11 protein-coding genes are annotated in these 12,048 nt (G+C 66.3%); 8 read left to right on the top strand and 3 right to left on the bottom strand.

Annotation, left to right across the window (positions count from 1 at the left end):
- Positions 1 to 107 precede the first annotated feature (107 nt).
- The 8 genes from QE444_RS21330 (at position 108) to QE444_RS21295 (ending at position 8,946) form a co-directional block, all read left to right on the top strand.
- Positions 108 to 1,730: an MFS transporter gene (locus QE444_RS21330; protein WP_187980217.1), complete on the top strand. Its 1,623-nt coding sequence runs from the start codon at positions 108 to 110 to the stop codon at positions 1,728 to 1,730.
- 100 nt (positions 1,731 to 1,830) lie between these two features.
- Positions 1,831 to 2,926, top strand: a protein-coding gene (gene prfB, locus QE444_RS21325) for a peptide chain release factor 2 (protein WP_309741580.1) whose coding sequence is annotated in 2 segments (ribosomal slippage) — positions 1,831 to 1,902 and positions 1,904 to 2,926 — 1,095 coding nt in all. Because the reading frame shifts where the segments join, the coding sequence is not laid out codon by codon here.
- A 96-nt stretch (positions 2,927 to 3,022) separates the two neighbouring features.
- Positions 3,023 to 4,525, top strand: coding sequence for a lysine--tRNA ligase (gene lysS, locus QE444_RS21320; RefSeq protein ID WP_133862612.1), 1,503 nt, complete (start codon positions 3,023 to 3,025; stop codon positions 4,523 to 4,525).
- A 258-nt stretch (positions 4,526 to 4,783) separates the two neighbouring features.
- Complete coding sequence (locus tag QE444_RS21315) at positions 4,784 to 5,791, top strand: transporter (RefSeq protein ID WP_158891300.1); 1,008 nt, start codon at positions 4,784 to 4,786, stop codon at positions 5,789 to 5,791.
- A 227-nt stretch (positions 5,792 to 6,018) separates the two neighbouring features.
- On the top strand, positions 6,019 to 6,963 hold the full coding sequence (gene cbpA, locus QE444_RS21310; RefSeq protein WP_309741577.1) for a curved DNA-binding protein: 945 nt from the start codon (positions 6,019 to 6,021) through the stop codon (positions 6,961 to 6,963).
- Complete coding sequence (locus QE444_RS21305; RefSeq protein ID WP_187980214.1) at positions 6,963 to 7,271, top strand: chaperone modulator CbpM; 309 nt, start codon at positions 6,963 to 6,965, stop codon at positions 7,269 to 7,271. Before cbpA ends, QE444_RS21305 begins: the two co-directional genes overlap by 1 nt.
- 381 nt (positions 7,272 to 7,652) lie before the next feature.
- On the top strand, positions 7,653 to 8,396 hold the full coding sequence (locus tag QE444_RS21300) for a TIGR00266 family protein (RefSeq protein ID WP_187980213.1): 744 nt from the start codon (positions 7,653 to 7,655) through the stop codon (positions 8,394 to 8,396).
- A gap of 160 nt (positions 8,397 to 8,556) precedes the next feature.
- A complete protein-coding gene (locus QE444_RS21295) occupies positions 8,557 to 8,946 on the top strand; it encodes a tautomerase family protein (RefSeq protein WP_309741574.1) in 390 nt (129 codons plus the stop codon).
- 96 nt (positions 8,947 to 9,042) lie between these two features.
- Here QE444_RS21295 and QE444_RS21290 read toward each other — a convergent pair whose 3' ends face one another.
- From QE444_RS21290 to QE444_RS21280, 3 genes are all read right to left on the bottom strand, one after another.
- Positions 9,043 to 9,939: a metal ABC transporter ATPase gene (locus QE444_RS21290; protein WP_187980211.1), complete on the bottom strand. Its 897-nt coding sequence runs from the start codon at positions 9,937 to 9,939 to the stop codon at positions 9,043 to 9,045.
- Positions 9,940 to 10,037: 98 nt separating this feature from the next.
- Entirely contained in the window at positions 10,038 to 10,853 is an 816-nt protein-coding gene (locus QE444_RS21285; RefSeq protein ID WP_309741571.1) for an aldo/keto reductase, read from the bottom strand.
- Complete coding sequence (locus QE444_RS21280; protein ID WP_309741569.1) at positions 10,850 to 12,025, bottom strand: FAD-dependent oxidoreductase; 1,176 nt, start codon at positions 12,023 to 12,025, stop codon at positions 10,850 to 10,852. Before QE444_RS21280 ends, QE444_RS21285 begins: the two co-directional genes overlap by 4 nt.
- Between the last annotated feature and the right edge of the window lie 23 nt (positions 12,026 to 12,048).

Raw genomic sequence — 12,048 nt, 5'->3', positions numbered from 1 at the left:
GCGTCCATCCGGTTTCACCGACGGCGGGGCCTCCCGCCGTTTCCACCGTAGTAGCTGTCGCCCATAACAACAATCAGCCCGGCGATCCCGGGTCAGGAGAACGTGCGATGTCCGACTATGCCCAACCCCGGGTACAACCCAGCGCGGCCAGCAGTCGCCGCGAAGAGCGCAAGGTGATCTTTGCCTCGTCCCTGGGGACCGTCTTCGAGTGGTATGACTTCTTTCTCTATGGCGCCCTGGCGGCGGTGATCAGCAAGCAGTTCTTTGCCGGCGTCAACGACACCACCGCCTTCATCTTCGCCCTGCTGGCCTTCGCCGCCGGCTTCGTGGTGCGACCCTTCGGCGCCCTGCTGTTCGGACGCCTGGGCGACCTGGTCGGCCGCAAGTACACCTTTCTCGCCACCATCATCCTCATGGGCATCGCCACCTTTGGCGTCGGCCTGCTGCCCACCTACGCCAGCATCGGCGTGGCCGCGCCCATCATCCTGGTGGTGCTGCGCCTGCTGCAGGGCCTGGCCCTGGGCGGGGAATACGGCGGTGCCGCCACCTACATCGCCGAGCATGCGCCGCCCGGCAAGCGCGGCGCCCACACCAGCTGGCTGCAATCCACCGCGACCCTGGGGCTGTTGCTGTCGCTGGTGGTGATCCTGGTCTGCCGCTACCTGACCGGCGACCAGTTCGAGGTCTGGGGCTGGCGCCTGCCGTTCCTGCTGTCGATCTTCCTGCTGGCCATCTCCACCTGGATCCGCATGTCCATGCACGAGTCGCCCGCCTTCCTGCGCATGAAGGCCGAGGGCAAGCAGAGCAAGGCACCGATCCGCGACTCCTTCACCAACTGGAGCAATCTCAAGGTCGTGCTGATCGCGCTGTTCAGCATCAACGGCGGCCAGGCGGTGACCTTCTACCTGTCGCAGTTCTATGTGATGTTCTTTCTCACCCAGACCCTCAAGCTCGACCCGGTGCTGGCCAACAACCTGCTGATCATCAGCGTGATCCTGGGCGCCCCCTTCTTCGTCATCGCCGGCTGGCTGTCGGACAAGGTCGGGCGCAAGCCGATCCTGATGCTGGGGCTGCTGCTGGCCACGGTGCTCTACTTCCCGCTGTTCAAGGCCCTGACCCACTACGCCAATCCGCAGATCTACCAGGCCAGTCAGCAGGCGCCCATCGTGGTGACCGCCGACCCGGCCACCTGCACCTTCCAGTTCGACCCGGTGGGCAAGGCGCGCTTCGACAGCCCCTGCGATAGGGTCAAGACGCTGCTGGCCAAGAGCGGGCTGCCCTACCGCAGCGTGGCGGCGGCACCGGGGGACGCGGTGCAGGTCAACGTCGGCGACAAGGTCATCGTCGGCTTCGACGAACCGGCCCTGCGCGCGGCGGTACAGGCCGCCGGCTATCCGGCCAAGGCCGATGCGGCCCAGGTCAACAAGCCCATGGTGGTGGCGGTGATCTTCGCCCTGATCCTGATCGCCACCCTCTGCTACGGACCCCTGGCGGCGCTGATGGTGGAGCTGTTCCCCACGCGCATCCGCTACACCTCCATGTCGCTGCCGTACCACATCGGCAACGGCTGGTTCGGCGGCTTCCTGCCGACGGTGTCCTTTGCCCTGGTGGTCTATACCGGCGACATCTTCTACGGCCTCTGGTACCCGGTGCTGGTGACCGGTGTCAGCCTGGTGGTGGGGCTGCTGTGCCTGCCGGAAACCCGCCACCGCGATCTCGACGCCGATTGAGCTCCCGCCGGCGGCGAATCCCCTTCGCACTCTGAGTTTCGCCGCCGATTGGGTTATACTCGCGAGCTTTTCCACAGCTTTTCTCGCGAGTGTTTCCCCCATGGAAATCAACCCGATCGTCACCAGCATCAAGGACCTCTCCAGCCGCACCGAGACCATTCGGGGGTATCTTTGACTACGATCTGAAGAAGGATCGTCTGGTCGAAGTCGAGCGCGAGCTCGAAGATCCCGCTGTCTGGAACAAGCCCGAGTACGCCCAGAATCTTGGCCGCGAGCGCGCCCTGCTGGCCCAGGTGGTCGGTACCCTGGACGAGCTGAACGGCGGCCTGGCCGATGCCACCGACCTGCTGGAAATGGCTGCCGAAGAGGAAGACCAGGGCGCCGTCGATGACGTGGCGGCCGAGGTGGAGCGCCTGCGCGGCATCCTCGAGAAGCTGGAATTCCGCCGCATGTTCAGCGGCGAGATGGACCCCAACAACTGCTACCTGGACATCCAGGCCGGCTCTGGCGGCACCGAGGCCCAGGACTGGGCCAACATGCTGCTGCGCATGTACCTGCGCTGGGCCGACCAGCATGGCTTCAGCGCCGAGATCGTCGAGCTGTCGGAAGGCGAGGTCGCCGGCATCAAGGGCGCCACCGTGCACATCAAGGGCGAATACGCCTTCGGCTGGCTGCGCACCGAGATCGGCGTGCACCGCCTGGTGCGCAAGAGTCCCTTCGACTCGGGCAACCGTCGCCACACCTCGTTCACCGCAGTGTTCGTCTCGCCCGAGATCGATGACAACATCGACATCGAGATCAATCCTTCGGATCTGCGCGTCGACACCTACCGCTCCTCGGGCGCCGGTGGTCAGCACGTGAACACTACCGACTCCGCGGTGCGGATCACCCACGTGCCCACCAACACCGTGGTGGCCTGCCAGAACGAACGCTCCCAGCATGCCAACCGGGACACCGCCATGAAGATGCTGCGGGCCAAGTTGTACGAGCTGGAGATGCAGAAGCGCAACGCCGCGTCCCAGGCCCTGGAGGATTCCAAGTCCGATATCGGCTGGGGCCACCAGATCCGCTCCTATGTCCTCGACGCCTCGCGGATCAAGGATCTGCGCACCGGCGTGGAACGCAGCGACTGCGACAAGGTGCTCGACGGCGATCTGGACGAATACCTCGAAGCCAGCCTCAAGCAGGGCGTTTAATCCATCATTTCCTGTGGGAGCGGTGCATGGCCGCGATAGAGCTCTATCGCGGCCATGCACCGCTCCTACGGTCAGCACCCCAGGTAAACAGCAGACATGAGCGAACAACCCCTAGATCCCCAAGCCCAGGAACAGGAAGACAACAAGCTGATCGCCCAGCGCAAGGAAAAGCTTTCCGCGCTGCGCGACCAGCAGGCCATTCCCTTCCCCAACGATTTCCGCCGCGACAGCCTGGCCGGTGACCTGCAGCAGCAGTACGCCGACAAGACCAAGGAAGAGCTGGAAGCCGCAGGCATCAAGGTCAAGGTGGCCGGGCGCATCATGCTCAATCGCGGCGCCTTCATGGTGCTGCAGGACACCAGCGGGCGCATCCAGGTCTACGTCGACCGCAAGACCCTGCCGGCGGCAACCCTGGAAGCGGTCAAGAGCTGGGACCTGGGCGACATCATCGCCACCGAAGGCACCCTGGCCCGCTCCGGCAAGGGCGATCTCTACGTCAACATGAGCGATGTGCGCCTGCTGACCAAGTCGCTGCGCCCGCTGCCCGACAAGCACCACGGCCTGACCGACACCGAGCTGCGCTATCGCCAGCGCTATGTCGATCTGATCGTCAACGAGGAGGTCCGCCAGACCTTCCGCGTACGCTCCCAGGTCATTGCCCACATCCGCCGCTTCCTCATGGAGCGGGGTTTCCTCGAAGTCGAAACCCCCATGCTGCAGACCATTCCCGGCGGCGCGGCGGCCAAGCCCTTCGAGACCCACCACAACGCCCTGGACCTGGCCATGTTCCTGCGCATCGCGCCGGAGCTGTACCTCAAGCGCCTGGTGGTCGGTGGCTTCGAGAAGGTCTTCGAGATCAATCGCAACTTCCGCAACGAAGGCGTCTCCACCCGGCACAACCCCGAGTTCACCATGCTCGAGTTCTACCAGGCCTACGCCGACTACCACGACAACATGGACCTCACCGAGGAACTGTTCCGCGAACTGGCCATGGCCGTGCTCGGCAGCACCGACGTGCCCTATGGCGACAAGGTCTTCCACTTCGGCGAGCCCTTCGTGCGCCTGTCGGTGTACGACTCCATCCTCAAGTACAACCCGGACATTACCGCGGCAGACCTGCAGGACGTCGAGAAGGCCCGCGCCATCGCCAAGAAGGCCGGCGCCAAGGTGCTCGGCCACGAAGGCCTGGGCAAGCTGCAGGTGATGATTTTCGAGGAACTGGTGGAGAGCAAGCTGGAGCAGCCGCACTTCATCACCGAGTATCCCTTCGAGGTCTCGCCGCTGGCGCGTCGCAACGACGACAACCCCAGCGTCACCGACCGCTTCGAGCTGTTCATCGGCGGCCGCGAGATCGCCAATGCCTACTCGGAGCTCAACGACGCCGAAGACCAGGCCGAGCGCTTCATGCTGCAGGTCCAGGAAAAGGACGCCGGTGACGACGAGGCCATGCACTACGACGCCGACTTCATCAACGCCCTGGAATACGGCATGCCGCCCACCGCCGGCGAAGGCATCGGCATCGACCGCCTGGTCATGCTGCTGACCAATTCGCCGTCGATCCGCGACGTCATCCTCTTCCCGCACATGCGTCCGCAATAAGGGTGGCGCCCCGTTCGGGGCGTCGCTCCGGCTGCCGCCGACCGGGGCTCTGTCATCAAAGGTTCATCCGGACCTGCTAAGAGCCTGTTCAGAGTCTAGCGAGCTAGAGCCAAGCAAGGCGAAAAGGGCTGAGGAAGCGGAATTTACGAAGTGTAAATGAGCATTCCGAGGGCGTTTTCAACGCTGTTTGGCCGACGCGCAGCAGACTTTGAACAGGCTCTTAAAGAGCCCTGATGTCGCGTCCCTTTGCAGGTAGCCATGACCAATACGTTGATCCCCTTGCATCCGGCCGCTGAACGGCTGGGGCTGCTCTACGCCTACCATTTCACCTCGGGCCAGCCGGGCCGGGCCCTGACCATGGCGCCGGAAGATCCCTGGGAGGCGGAAGAGGGCGGTTTTCGCTGGCTGCACTTCAACCTGGCCCACGCCGCCGCCGAGCGCTGGATGCGCGAGCACCTGGGGTTGCCCGAGGAGTTCTTCGAATCCCTGCACGCCGGTTCCCATTCGACCCGGCTGGAACCGGCCGACGACACCCTGCTCGGGGTGGTGAACGACGTGACCCTCGCCTACGGCCAGGTCTCGGTGGACGTCGCCACCCTCTGGGCCTGCGCCCGCCCGGGACTGCTGGTGACCGCCCGCGCCCAGCCACTGCGCTCGGTGGATCGCCTGCGCCATGCGGTGCGTCGCGGCGAGGGCTTCGGCTCCACCCTGGAGCTGCTGGTGCACCTTCTGCGCGATCAGGCCGATGTGCTCACCGGCATCATCCGCGACACCACGGTCAAGGTGGATGCCATCGAGGATCGCCTGCTGTCCCAGCGGCTCTCCGCCAGTCGTGCCGAACTGGGCGGCCTGAGACGCGCCCTGGTGCGGCTACAACGGCTGCTGGCCCTGGAGCCGGGCTCCTTGCTGCGACTGCTCAACCGTCCGCCGGCCTGGCTGCGGCGCGACGACATCCAGACCCTGCGCGAGGCGACCGAGGAATTCGACCGGGTGCTGGACGACCTCGCCGCCCTGGTGGAGCGGCTCAAGCTGCTGCAGGAAGAGATCGCCGCCGCCTCAGCCGAGCAGACCAATCGCACCCTGTTCACCCTGACCCTGGTCACGGTGCTGGCCCTGCCGATCAACATCATCGCCGGCTTCTTCGGCATGAACGTCGGCGGCATCCCGCTCTCCGACTCGCCCCACGGTTTCTGGATCCTGGTGGCGCTGGTGGCGACCTTCACGGTGCTGGCCGGCAGCCTGGCCTTTCGCAAGCGCGGTGACTGACCGGCTGCGTGCAACCCCCGGGCGTGCGTCGCGGTCTTTAGTGCGGTGCTTCAGAAGTTGACTGCACAATTTTGGCGGCGCTTTTTGCTCCTGGACGTCGTTGCCACTCCTCGCCATAGCCCTGCTATGACTCGTCGCGGCGCCTAGCCCAAGAGGAAAAATCACTCGCCAACTCTTGCGCGAACCTGTGAAGCACCACACTAGGCAGCCTCCCACTGGAGACCACGATGGACTTCAAGGACTACTACGAGGTGCTCGGCGTCGCTCCCGACGTCGACGACAAGACCCTCAAGACCGCCTATCGCAAGCTGGCGCGCAAGTACCACCCCGATGTGAGCAAGGAGGCCGAGGCCGAGGCCCGCTTCAAGGAGGTGGCCGAGGCCTATGATGTCCTGCGCGATCCGCACAAGCGGGCGGAATACGACCAGATACGCCTCTACCAGCAGCAGGGCGAGCGCTTCCAGGTGCCGCCGGACTGGCAGCCGGGCTCCGGTGCCGACTACAGCGATCCCCAGGCCGGTTTCGGCGAGGACTATTCCGACTTCTTCGAGTCCCTGTTTGGCGCCGCCGGGCGTTCCCCGCACGGCGGCTTCGCCCGCCGGGGCCGTGACATCGAACTGGAGCTGCCGCTGTTTCTCGAAGAGAGCCAGGCCGGCAGCACCAAGCCGCTGAGTTTCAGCCTGCCGCAACGGGATGAACTGGGCCGCCGCGTGGGTGAGACCACCAAGACGCTCAATGTCAAGATTCCCGCCGGCAGCGTCGACGGCGAACGCATCCGCCTCAAAGGTCAGGGCGAGCCGGGGCTCGGCGGTGCCGAGGCGGGAGACCTCTATCTGGTCATCCGCCTGGTTCCTCATCCGCTGTTCGACGTGGACGGCCAGGATCTGGTGGTCAGTGTACCGCTCGCCCCCTGGGAAGCCGCGTTGGGCGCCAGGGTGCAGGTGCCGACGCTGGATGGGCAGATCATGCTCAGTATCCCGCCCGGCAGCCAGAATGGTGCGCGGTTGCGGGTGCGCGGCAAGGGCCTGGCCGGCAAGGCCGGGCAGGGCGATCTGCATGCCCTGCTCAAAGTGGTGATGCCGCCTCGAGGCGACGAAGAAACCCAGGCGCTGTGGCGCCAACTGGCCGAGCGGGCGGCCTTCGATCCCCGCCGCGACTGGAGGAGAGTCTGATGAGCAGTCTGATCGTCCTGCAGGAATTCTGCGTGCTCTGCGAGGTAAGCGAGCCGGTGGTGGTGGAGATCGTCGAGCACGGCATCCTGGCGCCACAGCGGGGCAAGCGCCCGTCCGAGTGGCACTTCGATACCGGCGCGCTGCACCGCGCCCGTCGCGCCGTGCGCCTGCGCCACGAACTGGACCTGGACTGGTCCGCGACGGCCCTGGCCCTGCACCTGCTGGACGAGGTGGAAGAGCTGCGCCGCGAGAACCGGCGCCTGCGGCGGCGCCTGGAGCGCTTCGCCGGCGAGCTGCGGGACATCTGACCGGCCGCGTAGGCTGGTTGAGGCGGCTCCATCGTCGACGCCCAGCGGTCTCTGGTTGAACCTGGCCATGTTGGGCTTCGCTGCGCTCAGCCCAGCCTGCACGAATGCCCCCTCTCCCTCTGGGAGAGGGCTGGGGTGAGGGAAGCTGGCGCACGAAGTTCGGTTCCAGCCGCGGCCAGCTTGGTCCTGCCCGTAGGAGCGGCCCATGGCCGCGATCTCCTGGAGGTTCAACCCCAGGGTGAAGACCAGGCCAGCATCCCAAGTGAACCTTCTACCCTATTTGTCACGTTACCCAAGCCACCGCTGGTACCGGGCCTAGCACGCCAACCCCTGCCATCGCTGCTAGGCTGGGAACCTCCAACAGCGGTACAGGAAACCCTCATGCCCAGCCATATCCTCGACCACCGCATTCTCGGCGAATCCCTGCAGGCGGTGGAGATCGGTCTCGATCCCGGCGAGACGGTGATCGCCGAGGCCGGTGCCATGACCTACATGGAGGCCGACATCGACTTCACCGCGCGCATGGGCGACGGCTCCGCTGGCTTGCTCGGCAAGCTCTGGGGCGCCGGCAAGCGCATGCTCGGCGGCGAGTCGCTGTTCATGACCCATTTCACCAACGAAGGGCGCGAGAAGCGCCACGTCGCCTTCGCCGCGCCCTATCCGGGACAGGTGATTCCGCTGGACCTCGCCGCCCTGGGCGGCACCCTGTTCTGCCAACGCGATTCCTTTCTCTGCGCCGCCAGGGGCACCCGCATCGGCGTGGCCTTCACTCGGCGTCTGGGCGCCGGCTTCTTCGGTGGCGAGGGCTTCATCCTGCAGCGGCTGGAGGGGGATGGCATGGCCTTCGTGCATGCTGGCGGCACGGTGATCCGCAAGGACCTCAGGGGCGAGACCCTGCGCCTGGACACCGGTTGCCTGGTGGGTTTCACCAGCGGTATCGACTACAACATCAAGCTGGCGGGTGGCCTGCGCAGCATGCTGTTCGGCGGCGAAGGCCTGGTGCTGGCGACCCTGAGCGGCCACGGCACCGTGTGGATCCAGACCTTGCCCTTTTCCCGGCTAGCCGGCCGGGTCCAGGCCGCGGCCGGCGGCGTCACCGGTGAACGCCGCGCCGGGGGTGATTAGTTTCTGCAGGGAAAATGGCAGCTTTCGGTAACTCCGCGACGAAGGTCCAGAGCACCCGCCCGGCGGTGATGCGCGATTGCCTATCGCAATGAACAAATCGACGAAATGTGCCTCGAAAGCCTTGGCCTAGAGCCTGCCGATTCCATTGCCGAGGTGTTACATGCCGCTTCTTCGTATCGATGTCCTGGAAGGTCATAACGACGACTATCTGCAAAACCTGCTCGATGGGGTTCACCACGCCGTGGTGGAGGCCTTCGACGTCCCTGTGCGGGATCGCTACCAGGTTCTGACCGAACACAAGCCTGGCCGATTCATCATGCAGGACACCGGATTGGACATTCCGAGAACCCACAGACAGACCTTGATCAGTATTACGAGTCGGCCTCGAGACCAGGCGGCCAAGACCCGCTTTTACGCAAAGGTCTGTCATGAACTGCACGCACGGTGTGGCATCGAGGCAAACGACGTGATGGTTTCGATCGTGGTGAATGGCGATGAGGATTGGAGCTTTGGTCAGGGCAGGGCCCAATTCCTGACAGGCGAGCTATAAGCCGGATTCGAACAGGCCACTCCCGTGGCTGCGACGGGAATGGCCGGTCTTGCCTGGCATTTCCAGGTAGAGGCGAAACGGCTAGCCCCCGCTCACCTAGGCCCGCTGCAGGGCGCTCTGGGGCGCCATGCGCTCCAGCCAGTCGCGCCAGCGCACCCGGCTGTCGTGGACCAGCCAGCCGTCCTGGCGGGCGAAGCTTTCCGACAGCCAGAGGCCGCGGGTCGACACCGGCAGGCGCTGGCCGGCGGACAGAGTGTAGAGCTCGCCGGTGGGCTTGCCGTCGTCCAGGGCGACCAGATAGAGGTCCGGGCGCTGGCGCGCCAGGCGCGCCAGCAACTGGCCGTTCTCGATCTTCTCGTCGACGTGGAACAGACTCGGCGCCTTGCATTCCTTGGGCAGTTCCAGCAGCAGGTCATAGACCAGTTGCAGCGAGGCGGTGGGGGTGTGCACATAGGCGCGGGGGCGCTCCAGCAGCGCCAGGCTGCCGCAGCGCACCGGCCGCGCCGCGCCCGAGCGTGGGGTCAGGCGAAAGGCCACGTCCTCGCGGTAGGGCAGGGCCGGGGCATAGGGTGTCGGCAACCAGGTGTCGGCGAAGCGTCCGGCCAGCCAGCCGCGCGGCGTTTCGATCAGGCACTCCTCGGCCACCTCCTGCACGGCGGTGAGCAGCGGCAGGGCCAGTTCGTGGGTCGGGATGTAACCGGAGATCAGCTTGAGCACCACGTCGCCCCGGTCGGGCCGGCGCTGGCGCACCAGCAGCCAGTGGTCCTGGCCCTGCCAGTTCAGCGTCAGACGCACCGAGACACCCAGGTTGGCGAGCTTCGCACTGAAGTGCTGGGCATCCTCGATCTCGATCGGCTTGCGCCGCTCCAGCATCTCGCTGAAATTCAGCGGTTGGCCGAGCGCCTGGTAGGTGAGGCCGTCATGATTGGCCTCGACCGAAAGGGGCAGGGTCTTGAACGCCTTGGGATTGTGGCGGGCGATGAGCTGGGGCATGGCCGACTCCTGTTGTAGTGTGCCGCGGACGCGCCGTCCCGGGCGACCGGGCAGGACGTCCAGCGGACGAAGGCAAGGGTTCAGCGAAACGCTCTGGATCAGGGCCGAGCGGAGATCACTTCGGCCAGGGTACGGACATTATGTGACAGGTGCAGGGGATCGATAGTGCCGACTATCGCACCGCTCACCCCGGGCTCGCCGAATACCCGGGCGAAGCTCGCGCGCACCGGATCCTGGCCGGTACCGAGCACCGCGTGGCCGCTGGCCAGGGCCTTCTTGATCAGGATGCCCTTGCCCTGGGCGGCGGCGGCTCGGATCACCGGGATCTCGGCGTCTTCGTTGAGGTTGAAGGTGACCATGGCGCAATCGCCGGTCTCCAGCGCCTTGAGACCGCCCGCGACGGTCTTGCCGGAAAAGCCGAAGGCGCGGATCAGGCCTTCGCGCTTGAGCTCGGCCAGGGTCTCGTAGCAGCCGCTGTCCTGGAGGATGGCCAGGTCGTTGCCATCGGAATGCACCAGCACCAGGTCCAGCCAGTCGGTCTCCAGCCGGCGCAGGCTGCGTTCCACCGAGCGGCGGGTATGGGCCGCGCTGAAGTCGAAGCTGGACAGGCCATCGGTGAATTCCTCGCCGACCTTGCTGGCGATCACCCAGTGCTGGCGCTGGCCACGCAGCAGTGGACCCAGGCGTTCTTCGCTGCGGCCGTAGGCCGGCGCGGTGTCCAGCAGGTTGATGCCCAGCTCGCGGGCCAGGCTGAGCAGATCGGCGGCGCTGCGGTCGTCGGGGATGGTGAAACCGTTGGGGTACTTCACGCCCTGGTCGCGGCCGAACTTGACCGTGCCCAGGCCCAGTGGGGAAATCTCGAGACCGGTGCTGCCCAGCGGACGCTGCAGACCATGCAGGGTGCGCAGGCTCATGGCAGCAGCTCCTCCCAGAAGGGCGCGGCCACCGGCGGTTGCGGATGGGCGGGCAGGGCGGGGTGCTGTCCTGGCGCGATGCCGTCGCGGTCGAGATTGGCCAGGACCCGGTCGGCCAGGTCCGGTGACAGCGCCAGCTTGGTCGGCCAGCCCACCAGCAGGCGGCCTTCCTCGGCGAGGAAGGCGTTGTCCGGCCGCACCAGCCCGGATTGCGCCGGCTCGGCACGGTCCACCCTGAGGGTCGCCCACTGGGCGCCCGCGAAATCGATCCAGGGCAGCAGGCGCTGCAGTTCTTCCCGCGCCGTGGCGATCTGCGCGTCTGGCTCACGGGCCACGCCCTCGGCCTCGGCCAGGTCGCCGCCCAGGTACCACAGCCACTGGCCGTCGGCGGTGGGGTGGCTGGTGATGGTCACCCGCGGCTTGGGGCCGCCACCCAGACAGTGCGCATAGAGGGGTTTGAGCATGGGACCCTTGACCACCACCATGTGCAGCGGGCGGCGCTGCATGGCCGGCTGTTCGAGGTGGAGCGCCTGGAGCAGATCGGCCATGCCGGCGCCGGCGGTGAGCACGAGGCGGCGGGCGCGGATGGCCTGGCCGTCCACCACCAGACCAGTCAGCTCGCCGTCCTCGCGCAGGGGCTGGAGGTCATGCCCGGCCAGCAGGCTGTCGCCGGCCAGTTCGGCCAGGCGTGCGACCAGGCTGGGTACGTCCAGCACCAGCTCGGCCAGGCGGTAGACCTTGCCCTTGAAGGCGCGGTCACGCAGGGCCGGTGGCAGTTCGTCGCCCTTGACCGCATCCACCCGGCCGCGCACCGCCTTGCTGGCGAAGAAGCTGGTGAGGTTGCCGGCCAGGCTGCCCGGCGACCAGAGGTAGTGGGCCTCGGAGAGCAGGCGTACACCGGAAAGATCCAGCTCGCCGCTGCCGGCCAGGCTTTCGCGCCAGCGCTGCGGCATGTCGGCGATGGCCTCGGAAGCCCCGGTGAGTATCCCGGTCAGGGCATATTTGGTGCCGCCATGGATGATACCTTGGGACTTGCCGCTCTGGCCGCCGCCCAGGGCGCCGGTCTCCACCAGCACGGTGGCGTAGCCGGCGCGTCTGAGACGGGCGTTGAGCCAGAGGCCGGCGACGCCGCCGCCGACGATGAGGATATCGGTGGACCAGGGTTGGGACATGAACGGCCTGCTCGGATAATCGG

Source organism: Pseudomonas sp. SORGH_AS_0199, assembly GCF_031453735.1.
Taxonomy (GTDB): domain Bacteria; phylum Pseudomonadota; class Gammaproteobacteria; order Pseudomonadales; family Pseudomonadaceae; genus Chryseomonas; species Chryseomonas aestiva.
The sequence above is the reverse complement of the archived record's forward strand: the minus strand, read 5'-3'. Positions and strand labels throughout refer to the sequence as shown.

What these genes read in the sequence shown, in the direction of transcription:
- QE444_RS21330 (WP_187980217.1), top strand. Translation starts at nt 108, where the DNA reads ATGTCCGACTATGCCCAACCCCGGGTACAACCCAGCGCGGCCAGCAGT.
- lysS (WP_133862612.1), top strand. Translation starts at nt 3,023, where the DNA reads ATGAGCGAACAACCCCTAGATCCCCAAGCCCAGGAACAGGAAGACAAC.
- QE444_RS21315 (WP_158891300.1), top strand. Translation starts at nt 4,784, where the DNA reads ATGACCAATACGTTGATCCCCTTGCATCCGGCCGCTGAACGGCTGGGG.
- cbpA (WP_309741577.1), top strand. Translation starts at nt 6,019, where the DNA reads ATGGACTTCAAGGACTACTACGAGGTGCTCGGCGTCGCTCCCGACGTC.
- QE444_RS21305 (WP_187980214.1), top strand. Translation starts at nt 6,963, where the DNA reads ATGAGCAGTCTGATCGTCCTGCAGGAATTCTGCGTGCTCTGCGAGGTA.
- QE444_RS21300 (WP_187980213.1), top strand. Translation starts at nt 7,653, where the DNA reads ATGCCCAGCCATATCCTCGACCACCGCATTCTCGGCGAATCCCTGCAG.
- QE444_RS21295 (WP_309741574.1), top strand. Translation starts at nt 8,557, where the DNA reads ATGCCGCTTCTTCGTATCGATGTCCTGGAAGGTCATAACGACGACTAT.
- QE444_RS21290 (WP_187980211.1), bottom strand. Translation starts at nt 9,939, where the DNA reads ATGCCCCAGCTCATCGCCCGCCACAATCCCAAGGCGTTCAAGACCCTG.
- QE444_RS21285 (WP_309741571.1), bottom strand. Translation starts at nt 10,853, where the DNA reads ATGAGCCTGCGCACCCTGCATGGTCTGCAGCGTCCGCTGGGCAGCACC.
- QE444_RS21280 (WP_309741569.1), bottom strand. Translation starts at nt 12,025, where the DNA reads ATGTCCCAACCCTGGTCCACCGATATCCTCATCGTCGGCGGCGGCGTC.